Raw genomic sequence first — 16,699 nt, forward strand, 5'->3', positions numbered from 1 at the left:
GTTGACCCGGTCAGGACCGGGTCAACCGCTCAAAGACCCCACCAACACCAGGGACCAGCACCAGGGACCATCACCAGGGACCAGCACCAGGGACCAGCACCAGGAGACCAGCACCAGGGGACGGGGCTGGCGAGGACGCACTGCAGGTCCACAGGAAACCCACATCTGCGCCGGACCGGCTCCGTAGCCGCCGCACAGGAACCCCACAGCGGCCGACGCGAGTGTCGGAACCGAACAGCCACCCACGAGAAGGGACCGCCCCGATGAGCTCCCCCCGCAACCCCCTGAGCCTGGCCCGCCGCTGGACGGCCGGCGTCCTGCTGGCCTCCACGCTCGGCGCGGGGGCCGTCGGCGTCCACCTGGCGCAGGACCAGGGCACCACGACGGCCGGCTCGACCGGCACCAGCGGATCCGCCTCCGACACGAGCAGCTCGGGCTCGTCAAGCAGCACGGGGTCCACCGGCTTCAGCGCCGTCCCCGGGGTGTCCTCGGGCACCGGCTCCGCCCAGACCAGCACGAGCGGGTCGTGAGCGCCGTGCACACCGACACCGCCCGCGTGGGCCAGAACGTCTTCACCGCGTCCGCCTCCTTCGAGGCCATCGGCACCCACCACCACCTCATCGTGACCCGGCCGGAGACCCTCGGCGTGGCCATCTCCGCCGCCCGCGACCTCCTGGCGGAGCTCGACGCAGCGGTGTCGCGGTTCCGTCCCGACTCGGAGGTGAGCGCGCTCGCCCGGCAGCACGCCGACCGCGACGCCACCGCGCTGGTGTCGCCGGTGTTCGCCGCGAGCCTCGCTGCGGCGCTGCGTACGGCGCGGCTGACCGACGGACTCGTGGACCCCACCGTGGGGGGCGCCGTCATCGCCTCCGGGTACGACGCCGACCTGGCGGTCGTCCGCGCTCGTGACCAGCGCGACGGCGGCGCGCGCGACGACGACCCGCGCAACGACAGCGCGCGCCGGGACGACCCGCGCGACGACGACCCGCACGGCACGCGCGGGCTCGTGGAGCACGCGGTCGTCCCGGGCTGGCGCACCGTGGATCTCGACCAGTCGCTGCGCCGGGTCCGCGTCCCGGCCGGCACCGTCCTCGACCTCGGCGCCAGCGCCAAGGCCTGGGCAGCTGACACCATCGCCGCCCGGCTTGCCGCATCCCTCGACGGAGGGTTCCTGGTCAACCTCGGTGGCGACCTCGCCGTCTCGGGCGACCTGCCCGCCGAGGGGTGGCAGGTCGCCGTCGAGGGCACGGCGGGCGAGGTGCGCCAGGTCGTGGCCGGTCACGGGCAGGCCTTCGCCACCTCCTCGACCGGCCGGCGCACCTGGACCCACGAGGGCCGCGCCCGCCACCACATCGTCGACCCGCGGACCGGTCTCACCGCGCCCGTGGTGTGGGAGCAGGTGACCTGCGCCGGGGCGACTGCCGTGGAGGCCAACGCCGCGTCGACGGCCGCCGTCGTCCTCGGGCGGGCGGCGCCCGCGTGGCTGGCTGCCCGCGGCATACCGGCACGGCTCGACCCGGCCGGCGGCGGACCGGTCGTCGCGACGCGCGGCTGGCCACAGCCCGGCGCGAGCGGGAGGAGCGCGGCATGAACGAGCTCCTGTGGTTCGTCTCCCGGGCGACCGGCACGGCGAGCATCGTCCTGCTCACCGCCGTCCTCGTCCTCGGCGCCCTGACCGCCGGCCGTCGCAGCCGCGCACTGCGCCAGACCGTCGTGGTCGGGCTGCACCGGTCGCTGGCCCTCGGCACGTCGGCGTTCCTGCTCGCGCACATCGGCACGGCGGTCCTGGAGACCTACGTCAGCATCGACTGGGTCTCCGCGTTCGTGCCCTTCACCGCCGGCTACCAGCCGCTGTGGGTCGGGCTCGGCACCCTCGCCTTCGACATCGTGCTCGCCGTCGTCGCGACGTCGCTGCTGCGGCACCGCCTCTCCCGCCGGGCGTGGAAGGCCGTGCACCTCACGGCGTTCGCCCTCTGGCCGCTCGCCCTCGTCCACGGCTACGCCATGGGCACGGCGAACGAGCCCCTGCTGCGCCTCGTACCCGTCGCCTGTGCCGCCGTCGGCGGCCTCGCCCTCACGTGGCGCGCCGTGGCCCGCCACGCCGACCAGGACCGCCGCCAGGCGATCCTCAGCCAGGAGTGGTCATGAACCTCGTAGAGCTCCTCGAGCAGTCCGGGCTCACCGGCCGTGGCGGTGCCGCGTTCAGCACCGCCACCAAGGTGCGCGCCGCCCACGAGCACGGCGCCGCGCTCATCGTCAACGCCTGCGACGGCGAGATCGGCGCGGTCAAGGACGCGTACGTCGTCGAGCACCACCTCCCGGAGCTGGTCCGCGGCGCCACGCTCGTCGGTGGCCGGCGCGTCCGGTACGCAGCCCACCGCGGGTCCGCGACCGAGGCCCGGCTGCGCTCGGCGGGGCTCGACGTCCTGTCGGCACCCGCGCGGTACGTGTCGTCGGAGGAGACGTCCCTCATCTCGCTGGCCCAGGGTGGGCTCGCACGGCCGATGACCAAGCGGCAGCCGTTCGTCATGGGCGGCGCCGACAGCGAGGGCCGGCGCATCAGCCCCACGGTGGTGCTCAACGCCGAGACCCTGTGGCGGGTCGCCCAGGTCGTCGAGCACGGGCCGCAGTGGTTCCGGTCGCAGGGCCTGCCGGACGAGCCGGGCCCGCGCCTGGTCGGCGTCGGCGGTGCGGTCTCCCGCCCGGGCGTCATCGCCACGAGCGCCGGGATCGCGCTGCGCGACATCGTGGCGGCGGCCGGTGGCGACCTCGACCACAGCGGCCCGGTCATCGTCGGCGGGCTTGGCGGCGTGCTGCTCAGCCGCGCCGAGGCTGCCTCGGCCACCTGGTCGACCGAGGGACTGCGGGCGTTCGGTGGGCGTCCGGGGTCGGGTGTCGTGCACGTGCTCGATGCCGGCAACTGCCCCGTCGCCGAGCTGGCCCACTGGTTCGACCACGCGGCGGGGGAGAGCGCCGGCCAGTGCGGTCCGTGCATGTTCGGCCTGCCGTCCATCGCCGCCGACTGGCACTATCTGGCCGCCGGGAGCTCGCCCGCCGCCCGCGAGCGCCTGCAGCGCCGGGCCGCCTCGGTCACCGGCCGCGGTGCGTGCCGCTTCCCCGACGGCGTCGCAGGGCTGGCCACCTCGGCCCTGCGCGTGCTGTCCGACCACCTCGCCGACCACGCCTCCGGCCGCTGCGCCGAGGGCCGCCCCTCCAGGAGCAACCGTGACCGCGTCCTCGCCCACTGACCGCCGCGACCGTCCCGCGCCCGGGGACCATCCCACCGTCAGGGTCGACCGCGTCGCCTGCACCGGGCACGGCGTGTGCGCCAGCCTGCTCCCGGGAAGCGTCCGGCTCGACGAGTGGGGCTACCCCGTCGTGCTCACCGCCGCCGAGGGAGGCGTCGACGACGGGGAGAGCGCACGGGCTGCAGCGGTCCGTCTCTGCCCGGCCATGGCCCTGTACGCAGAACGCCGGAGCTGACCTACGGTCGATGGTGGACGCCCCGTGCTCGGGCGCCGCGTCCCTATCAAGGTTCATCTGATCGGGCAAATATCAGACTTCCGCTTGACGAACCACGTATGACACGCGTGTAATTCCATTGTTGTCATCGGGCCGGTGGCGACAACGGCACCGGGTCGAGGAGGAAGCCGTGCACGAACTTCAGTTGGTCGCCCTGGACGGCGGCGACGACACCGAGATGTCCTGGCAGGAGCGTTCGCTCTGCGCCCAGACGGATCCCGAGGCGTTCTTCCCCGAGAAGGGCGGCTCGACGCGCGAGGCCAAGAAGGTCTGCGTGGGCTGCGAGGTGCGCTCCGAGTGCCTCGAGTACGCCCTGGCGAACGACGAGCGCTTCGGCATCTGGGGCGGGCTGTCCGAGCGGGAGCGCCGCAAGCTCAAGAAGCGTGCGGTCTAGTCGCCGGACCGGCGACCCCCTCGTGACGAGCTCATGACGCTGGCCCCGCCCCACCGCACGACCGACGCCGGATCGGCCCCCCACCCCGGCTCCAGCCAGAGCTCCCACGCGGGTGCCGCCACCGGCGCCGAGACGACCGGCGTCGAGGCGACCGGCGTCGCGGCCGCCGTGACCGCCGTGCTCGTGCTCCGCGGACCCGCGTCCGCGCTGCCGCAGACCTTGGACTCCCTGGCCCGGCAGACGCGTCTCCCCGACCGGCTCCTGGTCGTGGACCCCGGCCTGGACGGCAACGCCGTCGAGGTGGTCCGCGCCCACCAGGCCCTCGCCGACGCCGTGCCGGACGCCGCGTACGTCACCGTCACCGTCGCCGGCACCGCCACGCTCACCGAGGCCGTCCGCGCCGCCCTCGCACAGGTGGGCGAGCACGCGGCTGCCGCCGGTGGCGAGCACCGCTCCGTCGCGGGCGAGACCCCGGCGGTCCCGGACGACACCGCAACCGTCGCCGACGAGACCCCCGCTGTCGAGCACCTGTGGGTGCTCACCTGCGACAGCGCAGCTGCGCCCACGACGCTGGCCCGGCTCCTCGACGCCGTACGCCGCTCGCCCTCGGTCGGCGCCGCCGGCCCCAAGCTCCTCGACTGGACCGTCCCCGGTGCCCTGCGCTCCGTCGGCGTCCAGCTGACCCGCAGCGGTCGGGTCATCCCGTCCCCCGCGCCGGGTGAGCCCGACCAGGGCCAGTACGACCGCCGCTCCGACGTCCTCGCGGTGCCGGCGACGGGGATGCTCGTCGAACGGGCGGTCTTCGACGGCCTGCGTGGTCCCGACCGGGCGTTCGGCGACTTCGGCGCCGACGTCGACTTCTCCTGGCGCGCCCAGCAGGCCGGCCACCGGGTCGTCGTCGTGCCCCGGGCCACGGTGTGCACCGGCGCGCCACTGGGTGACGACGACCACAGCCCCTCAGGCTCGGGGGACACCGCCACCCGCATGCGGCGCCAGGCCCGGCGGGTCGCGCTGGCCCGGTGCGCCTGGTGGGCGCTCCCGTTCCTCGCCGTATGGGTGGCCCTGACCAGCCTGGCCGCCGCCCTCGCGCTGCTGGTCGCCAAGCGGCCGCGCGCCGCCTGGGCCGAGCTGTCCGACCTCGGTGCCGTGCTCACGCCCGGCCGCGTGCTGGGCGCCCGGTGGCGCTCACGGGGCACGCGCCGCGTACGCCGTCGTGACCTCGCCGGGCTGTTCGTGCCCGCCTCGACCGTGCTGCGCCACACCGGCGACCTCGTGCACGACCAGGTCGCCTTCGACGACGGCCGCGTCCTCGAGACGACCACCGAGGTCGTCGAGGCCGGTCCGGTGCCCGACGAAGCGCAGGACCTGCACGTGCTGGGCTCCACCTGGCTCTCGCGCGCCGCCCGCAACCCCGGCCTGCTCGCCTTCCTCCTCGCCACGGTGACCGCGCTCGTGGCCACCCGGTCCATGGGCGGCGGCCTCTTCGAGCGACTCGGGTCCGGCGTCGTCGGTGGCGAGCTGCTCGGCGGCCGCGCCGCCGCAGGGTCGACCTGGCACCTCTGGCTCGACGGCTGGCACGGAGCCGGCCTCGGGCAGTCCGGGGAGCAGGGCCCCCACCTCGTGGTCCTCGCCGCCCTCGCCTGGCTGGTCACCCACCTGCCCGTCGTCGGTGCCCCTGCATCCCCGGTGGGATCGGCGGTCGCGCTGCTCGTGACCCTCGCCGTCCCCTTCTCGACGCTCGCTGCCTACCTCGGCGCCCGCGTCATCACCCACTCGCGCTGGCCGCGGGCCCTGGTCGCCCTGGCGTGGGGGAGCACCGCGGTGCTGACCTCCGCCACTGCGACCGGTCGGCTCGGCGGCCTCGTCACGGGGATGCTGCTGCCCCTCGTCGCCGCCGGGTTCGCCCTCGCCGCCCGGCGGGGTGGCTCGACGACCGTGACCGCCGCGACCGTGCTGGCCACCGCGGTGCTCGGGGCGTTCGCCCCGGCGTTCCTGCCGCTGGCGGCGCTGGCCGCGCTGCTCGTCGTCGTCCTCGGCCGCGGCGGTGCGCGCCTGCGGGGGCTGGCCCTGCTCGTCGGCCCCGCCCTGCTCCTCGGGCCGTGGGTGCAGACGCTCGTCGAGCGACCCATGCTCCTGCTCGCCGGGCCCGGACTCACGGTGTGGGGCGCCGACCAGGCGCTGCCGTGGCAGCTCGCGCTGCTGCACCCGGGCGGCCCGGGTTCCTACCCCGTGCTGCTGTCCGCCCCCGTCGTGCTGGCCGGGGTCCTGGGCCTGCTGCGGGCCGGCCGCCGCGGGTGGACCGCCACGGTGCTGTCCTTCACCGGCCTCCTCGGCCTCGCCTACGCCCTGCTCGCACCCCGGCTGGTCCTCGCGACCGTGCCCGCCGGCTCGCCCGACGCCGGCGCCTCGGTCACCGCGTGGTCCGGCACCGGCCTGGCGCTGCTGGCCCTCTCGCTCCTCGCGGCGGCGCTCCTGGGTGCCGACGGGCTCGCGGTCTCGCGAGCCCGCGGTGGCTGGGTGGCACTGACCCGCTGGCCCGTGGCCGCTGCGCTCATCGTCGCCGTGGTCGCCGGGATTTGCTGGACCTCGTGGAAGACCCTCGGCGACACGCTCGGTGCGTGGACCGATCCGCGTCCGGCCGTCGCCGTCGACCAGGCCGAGAGCGGTGTCGGCAACCGCATGCTCCTGCTGCAGCCCGAGGGCACTGGGCTGTCGTTCGACCTGCTGGGGCGCGAGCCCTCCGACCTCGCCCGGTCCCTGCCGCCGACGGCCGCGGGCCGCCCCGACGAGACCGCGCTCGCGACCGCGGTCGGCCAGCTGTTCCAGCAGGGTGCCGCACCCGGTGAGCTCGACCCCGCCAAGGCGCTGTCCGACCTGGCGGTGGGGTTCGTCGGCCTGCGCACCGACGACACCGACCCGCGGATCCGGGCGCTGGACGCCACCGCCGGCCTGGGCCGCCTCGGCCAGCACGACGGCGTGACGTTCTGGCGGGTCCTCCCCGGCGGCTCGAGGGCCGACGACGGGTCCCTGGCCCCCTCCCGCATCCGGCTCGTGACCGCCCGCTCCGCGCAGGAACTGTCCGTGGACGGCGACCACGGCCGCCTCGTCACGCGGGCCGTTGTGCCCCAGGGCGCGTCCCTCGTCCTCGCCGAGCCCGCCGGGTGGGTCCGGCACGCCCGCGTGGAGGTCGACGGCCACGTGGTGGCGCCGGCCGACGAGGGCGTCGCCTACCCCGTACCCGCGGGCGCGCACACCCTCACCGTCGAGGTGATGCCCTCCGACGCCACCTGGCGCTGGGCCCAGGGTCTCGCCCTCCTGCTCGTGGTGTTCCTCGCCATCCCCTTCGGCAACCGTGCCTCGAGGAGGCGGTCGTGAACGTCTCCGTCAGCGGCATCGTCCGGACGGTGCTCGTCGCCGCGGCCGGCGCGGGCCTCGTGGTCGCCGCCACGCAGAGCCAGGGCGCGATCGCCCTCGGGTCGAGGACGGCGGACGACTCGCGCGTCAGCGGCTCCACCGACCCCGTACGCGGCTCGACCGTCGTGTGCCCCGGCCCCGAGCTCAAGGGCGTCCCCGGTGTGGACGACCTCCCGCTGGGGGTACGCGTCGCGGCAGCTGCCGCCCCCGCGTCGGTCCTCAGCGGGGTCGCGCCCGTGTCGACGCCGGGCAGCGTCGTGCTCACGGCAGTCCCCGGCGGCCCCGCCAAGGACACGGCGACGACGCGCGGCGACCTCGCCGCCGCCGACGTCGGTGGTCGCTCCGGCGTCCTCGCCGAGGCATCGCAGTCGCTGGCTCCGGGCCTGGCCGCCGCGCAGTCCTGGCTGGTGGCCTCCGGCGACCAGCGGGCGCTCGCCTCGAGCCCCTGCACCCAGGCCGGGTCGGACTTCTGGGTCCTGGCGGGCGGAGGAGCTCCCGGCCGCCAGGAGCGGCTCGTCCTCACCAACCCGGGCGGCAACGCGGTCACCGTCGACCTGACCCTGCACGGCCCCGACGGCGAGCTCGCCTCACCTCAGGGCAAGGGCATCGTCGTCCCGGCCCGCGGCCGCACGTCGTTCCTGGTGGACTCCATCTCCGGCGACGTCGCGTCGCCCGCCCTGCACGTGGTCGCCGAGGGTGGGGTCGTCTCCGCGGCGGTCAACGACTCGTGGCTCGACGGCACGCGCCCGGCCGGCTCCGACGACGCCGTACCCACCGCACCGCCGTCACGAGACCAGGTCATCCCCGCGGTCCAGGTCGCGGGCCCGGCGGTGCTCCGCGTTGCCGTACCCGGTGACTCCGAGGCCGTCGTCCAGGCCAGGGTGCTCACCGCGACCGGGCCACGCGCCCTGCCCGCCGGTGGCGTCACGCGCCTCGACGGGGGACAGGTGCGCGACATCGACCTGTCCAAGCTCCCGTTCGGCACCGTCGGCATCCAGGTCCGCGCCGACGTCCCGGTGGTGGCCGCGGCCATGGTCAGCCGCGGTGCTCCCGGTGCGCCGAGCGACTTCGCCTGGTCCTCGTCCACCTCTGCACTCACCGGTGTGGCGGGACTGCCGTTGATGGACCCTGCAGGCTCGCCGAAGCCCCTGGCCCGCGGCCTCGGGCTCAGCGCCAGCGGCGACTCGGCCGTGGTCGACGTGGTCACCATCGGCGCCGGCGGAGCCGAGAAGACCCAGCGCGTGACCGTGGCCCGCGACAGCTCGTCGACGGTCAACCTCGCGGGCGCGAGCTCGGTGTGGGTACGCCAGGTCTCCGGCAAGGGCTTGCTGCACGGCGGGGTCATCTCGGCCATCTCCGTCGCCGACGGCACCCTCATCACCTCGACCCCGCTGCTCGACTCGGCCCTGCGGACGACGAGCGTGAGCCTGCGCGAGGTCCGCCACTAGGCCCGAAACCGGTCAGCCGGGGACGGTGTGGCCTCGGGGCGGTCAGTCGTCGCCGGTGTCGTAGCGGGGGTCGAGGTCGCCGGGCGCCATGCCGAAGAGTGCGGCCACCTGCTCGACGACGACGTCACCGACGATCGCGGTCAGCTCGCGCTGGTCCTGGGCCCGCGCCTCGATCGGCCTGCGGTAGATGACGATCCGCGCCGGCTGCCTGCCGTGGGAGGGAAAGACACGGCCCAACGGGACGCCGTCGCGCTCCCACGGCGCGGGGTCTGTGGTCGGCACGTCCTCGACGGCGAACTCGACCTGCTCGAACCGCGGTCCCAGCCGTGCTTCGAGCCTGGCCGCGCTGTCGAGCACCAGGTCGTCGAACTGCTGGCGCCGAGTGACCATCGCGGGCACGGCAGGCCATGCCAGGGGGCCACGGACGCCGCGGCCGCGACGGTCCCGGCGCGGTCCACGGCGAGCGGCGGGCGAACCGGGGGAGCCGGACGAAGTCACGCCACCACCCTACGGCGTGCCGGGTCGGCGGCCGCCGGGTCGTCGCATAGAGTCCCCGTCGTGAGTCTGTCCAGGAGGTGCTCCCGCACCGCGTGCCCCAAGGCCGCCATCGCGACGCTCACCTACGTCTACGCCGACCAGACCGCTGTCGTCGGCCCGCTCGCCACCTTCGCCGAGCCGCACACCTACGACCTGTGCCTCGACCACGCCGAGGGGCTCACCGCCCCGCGCGGGTGGGAGATCGTGCGGCTGTCGGGGGAGTACGTCGAGCCCGAGCCGTCCCACGACGACCTGCTGGCGCTGGCCAACGCGGTCCGCGAGGCGGGGCGTCCCCGGCTCGGTGAGCAGCCGCTCGCGCGCACGGCCGGCCACCCCACCGGGCACACCACGGTGCGGGCGGACGACGAGGGCGCCTCGGGTGCCGTCGAGACGGGCCGGCGCGGGCACCTGCGCGTTCTGCGCGACAGCTGACCCCGGCTAGGGTTGCGGCGTGTCCACGCCCCACCTCGCCGACTTCGTCAAGGCCTATGACGTCAGGGGCCTGGTGCCCGAGCAGCTCAACGTCGACGTGGCCTGGGCCCTCGGTTCGGCGTTCGCCCAGGCGGTGGTGATTCCTGAGGGTGCCACCGGTGTCGTCATCGGCCACGACATGCGCCCCTCCTCGCCGGAGCTCTCGCGCGCCTTCGCGGCGGGCGTCACCGCCCACGGCCTGGACGCCACCCTCATCGGCCTGTGCAGCACCGACGGCCTGTACTACGCCAGCGGGGCGCTCGACCTGCCCGGGGCCATGTTCACCGCGAGCCACAACCCCGCGCAGTACAACGGGATCAAGCTCTGCCGCGCGGGCGCCCGGCCCGTCGGGCAGGACTCCGGCCTCGCCACTGTCCGTGACCTCGCGCAGGAGCTGCTCGACTCCGGCACCAGCGCCGGCCCGGCCGAGGTCGCGAGCGGTGAGGTGGGCGAGGGCGACCTGCTCGCCGACTACGCCACCTTCCTGCGGGGCTTGGTCGACCTGTCCAGCAGCCGCCCGCTGAAGGTCGTCGTCGACGCCGGCAACGGCATGGGCGGCCACACCGTCCCGGCCGTCCTCGGCACGGGTGCTGGCCTCCCCGAGCTGCCCCTCGAGGTGGTTCCGCTGTACTTCGAGCTCGACGGCACCTTCCCCAACCACGAGGCCAACCCGCTCGAGCCGGAGAACCTGCGCGACCTGCAGGCCGCGGTCGTCGAGCACGCCGCCGACCTGGGCCTGGCGTTCGACGGCGACGCCGACCGCTGCTTCGTCGTGGACGAGCGCGGCGAGCCCGTCAGCCCCAGCGCCGTCACGGCGCTCGTCGCGACCCGCGAGATCGCGCGGGAAGTGGCTACCGGCGCCAAGGCCGAGGACGTCGCTGTCGTCTACAACGTCATCTCCTCCGCCGCCGTCCCCGAGATCATCGCCGAGCAGGGCGCCCGCGGCGTCCGCACCCGTGTCGGCCACTCGTTCATCAAGGCGGAGATGGCGCGCGAGGACGCGGTGTTCGGCGGCGAGCACAGCGCGCACTACTACTTCCGCGACTTCTGGTTCGCCGACACCGGCATGCTGGCCGCCATGCACGTCCTCGCGGCGCTGGGCGAGCAGGACGAGCCGCTGAGCGTGCTCACCGCTGCCTACAGCCGGTATGCCGCGTCCGGCGAGATCAACTCGACCGTCACCGACGCCGCAGCGGCCACCGCGCAGGTGCGCGACTGGGCTGCTGCGCAGGGCGCCGAGTTCGACGAGCTCGACGGGCTGACCGCGACCCATGCCGCGGCCGAGGGGGCCGACGCGACCGGTGACCGCATGTGGTGGCTCAACCTGCGCGCGTCCAACACCGAACCGCTGCTGCGGCTCAACGTCGAGGCCGCGGATGTGGCCACCATGAAACGGGTGCGGGACGATGTCGTCGCCCTGGTGAGAGGAGAAGGCTGATGGCCGAGCAGACCACAGGTGCCCCGATCGAGCCGTGGCTGCGCGAGATCCTGCGCTGCCCGGCCTGCCGCTCGGAGCTCGCGGACGCTGACGGTGCGGCGGGTCCGGAGCTGCACTGCACCAACGCCGACTGCGGTCTGCAGTACCGCATCGACGACGGCGTGCCCGTCCTGCTGGTCGACGAAGCCCGCAAGCCGGCCTGACCCGGAGGCGGCGACCGATGGCTCCCTACCTCGACGAGGCCCGCATCGACAGCGAGGAGGCCATCGCCGTCCTCGACAGCCACCAGACGCTGCGCGGCCTCGCCACTGCGGGCGCGCAGGTGCGCGAGGCCATCAGCCTCTCCGCCGAGGGCGGCATCACGCGGGTCGCCGGCGGTGAACGTCCGCGTTCGGTGCTGGTCGCGTCGCTGGGCGGTTCGGGCGTGGTGTGCGACATCCTCGACCTGCTGGCCGAGCCCGGTTCGCCCGTGCCGGTCAGCGTGCGGCGCAACGTGCCGCTCCCGGGGTGGGTCGGACCCCTGGACCTGGTCATCGCCGTGTCCCAGTCCGGCCGCGCCGCCGGGCCGCTCGCCCTCGCGGCCGAGGCCGCCCGGCGTGGCGCCTCGCTGCTGACCGTCGGGTCCGCCGACTCACCGCTGGCTGACGTCGCGGCGCAGGCCCGCGGGGTCCACATCGACATCGGCCGCGGCCGTACCACCTCCCGCACCGCACTCTGGTCGCTGCTGGCCCCGGTGCTGCTCGCCGCCGGAGGCCTCGGCCTCGTCGACGTGGGGGAGCAGGTGCTCCTCGAGACCGCCGACCGCCTCGACGAGGTGGCCGAGGCCTGCCGACCCTCCTCGGAGTCGTTCGTCAACCCCGCGAAGGTGCTTGCCATCGACCTCGCCGAAGGAGTGCCGGTCGTCCTCGGCGACGGCCCCCTCAACGGCGTCGCCGCCGGCCGCGCCGCGTCGATGCTCGCCCGGACCGCGCGCATCCCCGCCATCCATGGCGAGCTCCCCGACGACGCCGCCCAGATCGTGGCCTGCCTCGACGGGCCCTTCACCACCGCGTACGGCGCCTCTGCCGCAGCCCTCGCGGGGGGCGGCTCCGGGGGCGCCTCGGGGGGTGCGGACATCTTCGCCGACCCGTTCCTGGACGGGCCGGTCTCACCGCGGCTCGGGCTGCTGATGCTCCGCGACGCGGTGCCGGACCCCCTGACCCGCGAGGCCGCCGAGTCCGCTGCCGTGGCCGATGCCGTCGCCGAGGCCGCGCGCGAGGCCGGGGCCAGGGTCAGCGAGGTCACCGCGCTGCCCGGCCATCCGCTGACCCGCCTCGCCGGGCAGCTCGCGACGACCGACTTCGCGGCCACCTACCTGGCGCTGGGCCTCGGCCTCGACCCGGCCGTCTCGCCCCACGTCACGGACCTGCGCAACCGCACCGGCCGTTGACGACGGGCCGCTGACCCACCCACTACTGGGCCAGGGCGAGGACCTCGGCGGTGGGAAGAGTCGCGAGCTCGGCGGCGTCGACGACGAGCTTGCTGGCGCGGATGCCGCTGCCGATGACGACCTGGCCGGCTGCGACCACGGCCTCGTCAACGAGCACCGGCCAGTCGGCCGGGAGGCCGACGGGCGTGATGCCGCCGAACTCCATGCCGGTGAACTCGACGGCGTCCGCCTGTGGCGCGAAGCTGATCTTGCGTACGTCGAGGTGCCGCCGGACCACGCCGTTGACGTCGGCGCGGGTGGAGGCGAGCACGATGACGGCCGCGTAGCGCAGCTCGCCGCCGCGCTTGCCGGCCACGACCACGCAGTTGGCCGAGTGCTCGGGCGCACTCGCGTACGCCTCGCAGAAGGCAGCCGTGTCGGCCAGCGTCGGGTCGATCGGCGCGACGCGTGCGCTCGGTGCCAGCGACAGGGCCTCGGCCACAGGCGGCGCGAGCAGCTCGGGGTGGTCGGCGGCGGGGGACCAGTTGAGGTTGCCTTCTGCGCGGTTCACGCCAGCGAGGCTACCGACCCTCCTTGCTGGTCATCGCAAGGACGGTGGCGAAACGGCGGCGTACTCCTGGAGGCTGGCGGCGTTGACGCCCGAGGTCGTCGTGACCCGCAGGTCCGACACCTGCAGCGAGGCCTGGTCGCGACCCTGGCTCCCGGCGACGGCCGTGACCCCCCCGGTCGCCTCGAGGCGGATCTCGGTGCGTCCGCGAGGGAGGGTCAGTGGCACCGTGAGGGACTGCCGCTGGTCCTGGCTGACGGTGAGGGTACGGGTCGGCCCACCCGGCGCGGAGACCGTCACCGTGCGTTGGGCGTCGCCGTTGCCCGCGACCTCGAAGCTGACCTGCACCTGCACCGGCGTGGTGCCGAGGTTGCTGGCGGTGACCACGGCCGTGGGGCCCGTCCACTGCGACGGCCGGCCGGAGGTGGTGTCGACGAGGGAGCCGGCGAGGCTGACGACGACCGGCCGCAGCACCGCGTCGCGGCGTCGGGCGAGGCCGTCCTCGCCGAGGGCGGCGCTGAGCGACGCACCCAGGGCGCGCAGGTCGTAGGCGACGAGGTGGGCGCGGTCCGCAGTGGCGACCGGGGATCCGAGGCGCTCCTTGAGAGCGTCGGTCGGGTCGCTCGCGTCGGCGTACCCGTCACGGTCGACCTCGACGGCGCAGAACCCGGCCGCGGCGAGGTCCTCGACGAGCCGCTGGTGGTCCGTGAGCGGGAGGGCGAGCTGCCAGTCGGCCCGCGACGTGCCGCGGATCGCTCCGTAGCTCCACGCCAGCGAGGCGGGGGAGGCGGTGCTGGGCAGCAGGTGGTCGTAGTCGCCCATCGACCCAGGCGGGGCCTCCTCGGGGTAGGCGACGACGGGTAGCTGGAAGACGGGGCAGCTGCGCCCGACGTGGCCTGCGATGTCACGGGTGAAGGAGGCCAGCTCGGCCTGCTCCCGGGCGAGCGCGTCGTACCGCGGGGCCACGCCGGGGTTGGTCTGGTCGAGAACGCCCAGACCCAGGACGACGGCCGCGGCCACCCAGGCGGTGCGGCGGCCGTGGCGGCGCCCGAGCCGGCTCAGCCACAGGCCGACCGCGAGCAGGCCGAAGAGCGCGATCAGCACGACGAACCGGGACCAGGTGCGTATCTGCGGGGTGAAGAACAGGGCGACGACCGAGCCGAGGCCAGCGCGCGTGTAGAAAGCCAGAGAGACGAGCGTGAGGACGGCGAGCGGGCCCCACAGCCCGTTGGACCGCCGCCCGAACGCCAGAGAGGCCAGAGCCACCCACAGGATCGCTACCACCCCGGCGAGGGCCACGAGGCCGAGGGCTGGGCGCTCCACGCTGGGAGGGGCTGCCACGCCGTACGCGAAGGAAAGGAAGCGCAGGGGGGCGGCGCGGTGCTCGTACCAGGGCAGGACGAGCTCGATGATCTTGCCGGCGTAGGTCTCGGACTCGCCGATGACGCGCTGCGCCGGCAGGGCACCGGTGACGAGGTCGCCGGCCCGGCCACGGGTGGCCGCGAACAGCGAGCCGCCACAGAGCAGCCCGACGGCCGCGGCCGCCGCGGCGCCGGGTGCCAGCGCAGCCGCGCGTGTCCCGGTGCCGAGCCGGAACACGAGTACCACTGCGAGCAGGATCAGTGTGAACGCGACGTAGTAGACGTCCGAGAGGCCGACCACGAGCAGGATGGCGACCGTCCTGGCCACCTCCCAACGCGCCCGCCGGGCGACCGCGCCGCCTGCGCGCAGGGCGGACCGACGGGGCAGCAGGGCCTCGCCGCGGGCGACCCGGATGGCCAGCCACACGGCGAGAGGCACGACCCAGTACGCCGCCAGCCACAGGTGCGCGAACCACTCCTGGTGCCCGGGGATGACCGAGAACAGGACGCCGGTGACAACGGCTGCCGGACGGGTCACCCCCAGCTCGCGCGCGAGCCAGTACGCCGCGAGGGCCGCAGCGGGGAACCCAAGGACGAAGAAGACGGCGCTCGCCGTCGCGGCCGAGTCGGTGAACAGCCCCAGCACCTTGATGCCCGCGAAGTTGAGCACGTCCGCGGTCGAGAACCACGCCTGGTTGAGGCCGAAAGGCGCGCCCACGTGGTCGTTCACTCGGTACCAGTCGCTGTGCAGGATGGCCCGCACCTGCACGAGCACCTGGGGCGCGTCGCCGGACAGGGACAGCGGGACGCCCGGTCGCCACTCCCACAGGCGCAGCGCCTGCACCGCGGCGAGGAAGGAGAGGACCGCCGTGAGCGCCGGGCCCGCGGCGGAGCCCGCGAACGCACGGATCCGCGGCGAGGTCACCAGAGGAGTATGGGGGAGCACCCGCCGGGCGCCGGTTCCCGGCACGCAGGTTCGGCCGAAGGGACGACACGGCACCCACCCGACCCCGCCTATACGCTGTCCGCCATGTCTACCGAGGGTGGGACCAGGGCGATCCTGGCGGCGCTGGCCGCCAATCTGGGGATCGCGGTCACGAAGTTCGTCGCGTTCCTGCTGTCGGGGTCCAGCTCGATGCTGGCCGAGTCGGTGCACTCCCTCGCCGACTCCGGCAACCAAGGCCTGCTGCTCCTTGGTGGCAAGAAGGCCAAGCAGGAGGCGACGCCGGAGCACCCGTTCGGGTTCGGCCGCGAGCGCTACGTCTACGCGTTCATCGTCAGCATCGTGCTGTTCAGCATCGGTGGCCTGTTCGCCCTGTACGAGGCGTACCACAAGTACCACGAGAGCCGGCTGCACGGCGGGGCGATCGAGAGCTGGCAGTGGCTCCCCGTGGCAGTGCTCCTCGCGGCGATCGTCATGGAAGGCTTCTCCTTCCGCACGGCCGTCAAGGAGAGCAACCACTCGCGCGGCAAGCGGTCGTGGAAGGAGTTCATCCGGTCGGCGAAGGCGCCGGAGCTGCCCGTCATCCTCCTCGAGGACTTCGCGGCCCTGGTCGGGCTCGTGTTCGCCCTCATCGGCGTCTCCCTGACGCTCATCACCGGCAGTGGCGTCTGGGACGCCTTCGGCACCGGGGCGATCGGCCTCCTGCTGGTGAGCGTCGCGATCGTGCTCGCCATAGAGATGAAGTCGCTGCTCATCGGCGAGTCCGCCAACCCGGCCGCGCGCCGCCGCATCGAGGCGGCGCTGTCCTCGCCCGACGGCATCGAGCGCGTCATCCACGCCAAGACCATGCACCTCGGGCCGGAGGAGCTCCTCGTCGCGGCCAAGCTCGCGGTGGCGCCCGGCTCCGACGCGGCCGCCATCGCCGACGCCATCAACCAGGCTGAGGCCGCCGCGAGGGCGACCGAGCCGGACATGGCCCTCGTGATGTACCTCGAGCCCGACATCGACCTCGGCCCCACCACGCAGGCCACCACGCAGGCTGCTGCACCGGCCGCCGCGCCGGGCAGCGGGTCGGGGGAGCAGTAGCCAGCAGTTCGCCGATGCGTTAGCTGTGGTCACATCGTGGTGTGCCTCAGCCACGAAGTCAGACCTTCTGGGGGCAAAGATGCACGAGCTAACCGGCAGGGCGGTCTAC

The 16,699-nt window shown here is 74.6% G+C and carries 16 protein-coding genes; 13 read left to right on the forward strand and 3 right to left on the reverse strand.

Translation table 11 applies throughout. The annotated features are described in order from the left end of the window. The first annotated feature begins 263 nt into the window (after positions 1-263). From AB4Z02_RS15690 to AB4Z02_RS15725, 8 genes are all read left to right on the forward strand, one after another. The gene (locus AB4Z02_RS15690) at positions 264-530 is read left to right on the forward strand and encodes a hypothetical protein (protein ID WP_056882553.1); all 267 of its coding nucleotides are present in this window, start codon (positions 264-266) and stop codon (positions 528-530) included. Further along, positions 527-1,591: an FAD:protein FMN transferase gene (locus AB4Z02_RS15695; RefSeq protein ID WP_441972072.1), complete on the forward strand. Its 1,065-nt coding sequence runs from the start codon at positions 527-529 to the stop codon at positions 1,589-1,591. The genes AB4Z02_RS15690 and AB4Z02_RS15695 overlap by 4 nt, the downstream gene beginning before the upstream one ends. Then, positions 1,588-2,148: a ferric reductase-like transmembrane domain-containing protein gene (locus AB4Z02_RS15700; protein WP_441972074.1), complete on the forward strand. Its 561-nt coding sequence runs from the start codon at positions 1,588-1,590 to the stop codon at positions 2,146-2,148. The genes AB4Z02_RS15695 and AB4Z02_RS15700 overlap by 4 nt, the downstream gene beginning before the upstream one ends. Continuing rightward, positions 2,145-3,248, forward strand: coding sequence for an NADH-ubiquinone oxidoreductase-F iron-sulfur binding region domain-containing protein (locus AB4Z02_RS15705; protein ID WP_441972076.1), 1,104 nt, complete (start codon positions 2,145-2,147; stop codon positions 3,246-3,248). The genes AB4Z02_RS15700 and AB4Z02_RS15705 overlap by 4 nt, the downstream gene beginning before the upstream one ends. Continuing rightward, positions 3,226-3,483: a ferredoxin gene (locus tag AB4Z02_RS15710; protein WP_441972077.1), complete on the forward strand. Its 258-nt coding sequence runs from the start codon at positions 3,226-3,228 to the stop codon at positions 3,481-3,483. Before AB4Z02_RS15705 ends, AB4Z02_RS15710 begins: the two co-directional genes overlap by 23 nt. A gap of 217 nt (positions 3,484-3,700) precedes the next feature. Next, on the forward strand, positions 3,701-3,916 hold the full coding sequence (locus AB4Z02_RS15715; protein WP_200949197.1) for a WhiB family transcriptional regulator: 216 nt from the start codon (positions 3,701-3,703) through the stop codon (positions 3,914-3,916). A gap of 33 nt (positions 3,917-3,949) precedes the next feature. After that, a complete protein-coding gene (locus tag AB4Z02_RS15720; RefSeq protein WP_441972079.1) occupies positions 3,950-7,291 on the forward strand; it encodes a glycosyltransferase in 3,342 nt (1,113 codons plus the stop codon). Next, the gene (locus tag AB4Z02_RS15725) at positions 7,288-8,778 is read left to right on the forward strand and encodes a DUF5719 family protein (RefSeq protein ID WP_441972081.1); all 1,491 of its coding nucleotides are present in this window, start codon (positions 7,288-7,290) and stop codon (positions 8,776-8,778) included. The genes AB4Z02_RS15720 and AB4Z02_RS15725 overlap by 4 nt, the downstream gene beginning before the upstream one ends. A 42-nt stretch (positions 8,779-8,820) precedes the next feature. Here the strand turns inward: AB4Z02_RS15725 and AB4Z02_RS15730 are convergent, their stop codons facing one another. Further along, on the reverse strand, positions 8,821-9,168 hold the full coding sequence (locus AB4Z02_RS15730; protein WP_441972083.1) for a metallopeptidase family protein: 348 nt from the start codon (positions 9,166-9,168) through the stop codon (positions 8,821-8,823). Between the two features lie 168 nt (positions 9,169-9,336). Between AB4Z02_RS15730 and AB4Z02_RS15735 the strand changes: the two genes are divergently transcribed. Genes AB4Z02_RS15735 through AB4Z02_RS15750 form a run of 4 tightly spaced genes read left to right on the forward strand, consistent with a single transcriptional unit; the run spans position 9,337 to position 12,653 of the window. Further along, a complete protein-coding gene (locus AB4Z02_RS15735; RefSeq protein ID WP_056882561.1) occupies positions 9,337-9,747 on the forward strand; it encodes a DUF3499 domain-containing protein in 411 nt (136 codons plus the stop codon). A gap of 19 nt (positions 9,748-9,766) precedes the next feature. Then, positions 9,767-11,224: a phosphomannomutase/phosphoglucomutase gene (locus AB4Z02_RS15740; RefSeq protein ID WP_441972084.1), complete on the forward strand. Its 1,458-nt coding sequence runs from the start codon at positions 9,767-9,769 to the stop codon at positions 11,222-11,224. After that, positions 11,224-11,427: a Trm112 family protein gene (locus tag AB4Z02_RS15745; RefSeq protein ID WP_441972086.1), complete on the forward strand. Its 204-nt coding sequence runs from the start codon at positions 11,224-11,226 to the stop codon at positions 11,425-11,427. The genes AB4Z02_RS15740 and AB4Z02_RS15745 overlap by 1 nt, the downstream gene beginning before the upstream one ends. Positions 11,428-11,444: 17 nt before the next feature. Then, the gene (locus tag AB4Z02_RS15750) at positions 11,445-12,653 is read left to right on the forward strand and encodes an SIS domain-containing protein (protein WP_441972087.1); all 1,209 of its coding nucleotides are present in this window, start codon (positions 11,445-11,447) and stop codon (positions 12,651-12,653) included. A gap of 22 nt (positions 12,654-12,675) precedes the next feature. Here AB4Z02_RS15750 and AB4Z02_RS15755 read toward each other — a convergent pair whose 3' ends face one another. Then, positions 12,676-13,203 (reverse strand): YbaK/EbsC family protein, encoded by a 528-nt coding sequence (locus AB4Z02_RS15755; protein ID WP_441972089.1) that lies wholly within the window; start codon positions 13,201-13,203, stop codon positions 12,676-12,678. A 30-nt stretch (positions 13,204-13,233) separates the two neighbouring features. Continuing rightward, positions 13,234-15,486, reverse strand: a complete 2,253-nt coding sequence (locus AB4Z02_RS15760) for a hypothetical protein (RefSeq protein ID WP_441972090.1) — start codon at positions 15,484-15,486, stop codon at positions 13,234-13,236. A 105-nt stretch (positions 15,487-15,591) separates the two neighbouring features. Here AB4Z02_RS15760 and AB4Z02_RS15765 point away from each other — a divergent pair, with 105 nt between their 5' ends. Next, entirely contained in the window at positions 15,592-16,590 is a 999-nt protein-coding gene (locus AB4Z02_RS15765; RefSeq protein WP_441972092.1) for a cation diffusion facilitator family transporter, read from the forward strand. The last annotated feature ends 109 nt before the right edge of the window (positions 16,591-16,699 follow it).

The organism is Pedococcus sp. 2YAF34 (assembly GCF_052114585.1).
Classification (GTDB): Bacteria; Actinomycetota; Actinomycetes; order Actinomycetales; family Dermatophilaceae; genus Pedococcus.

Bases quoted from the DNA above. Each gene is read 5' to 3' on its own strand.
- AB4Z02_RS15690 (WP_056882553.1), top strand. From the start codon at position 264: ATGAGCTCCCCCCGCAACCCCCTGAGCCTGGCCCGCCGCTGGACGGCC.
- AB4Z02_RS15765 (WP_441972092.1), top strand. From the start codon at position 15,592: ATGTCTACCGAGGGTGGGACCAGGGCGATCCTGGCGGCGCTGGCCGCC.
- AB4Z02_RS15745 (WP_441972086.1), top strand. From the start codon at position 11,224: ATGGCCGAGCAGACCACAGGTGCCCCGATCGAGCCGTGGCTGCGCGAG.
- AB4Z02_RS15750 (WP_441972087.1), top strand. From the start codon at position 11,445: ATGGCTCCCTACCTCGACGAGGCCCGCATCGACAGCGAGGAGGCCATC.
- AB4Z02_RS15720 (WP_441972079.1), top strand. From the start codon at position 3,950: ATGACGCTGGCCCCGCCCCACCGCACGACCGACGCCGGATCGGCCCCC.
- AB4Z02_RS15705 (WP_441972076.1), top strand. From the start codon at position 2,145: ATGAACCTCGTAGAGCTCCTCGAGCAGTCCGGGCTCACCGGCCGTGGC.
- AB4Z02_RS15730 (WP_441972083.1), bottom strand. From the start codon at position 9,168: ATGGTCACTCGGCGCCAGCAGTTCGACGACCTGGTGCTCGACAGCGCG.
- AB4Z02_RS15715 (WP_200949197.1), top strand. From the start codon at position 3,701: ATGTCCTGGCAGGAGCGTTCGCTCTGCGCCCAGACGGATCCCGAGGCG.
- AB4Z02_RS15700 (WP_441972074.1), top strand. From the start codon at position 1,588: ATGAACGAGCTCCTGTGGTTCGTCTCCCGGGCGACCGGCACGGCGAGC.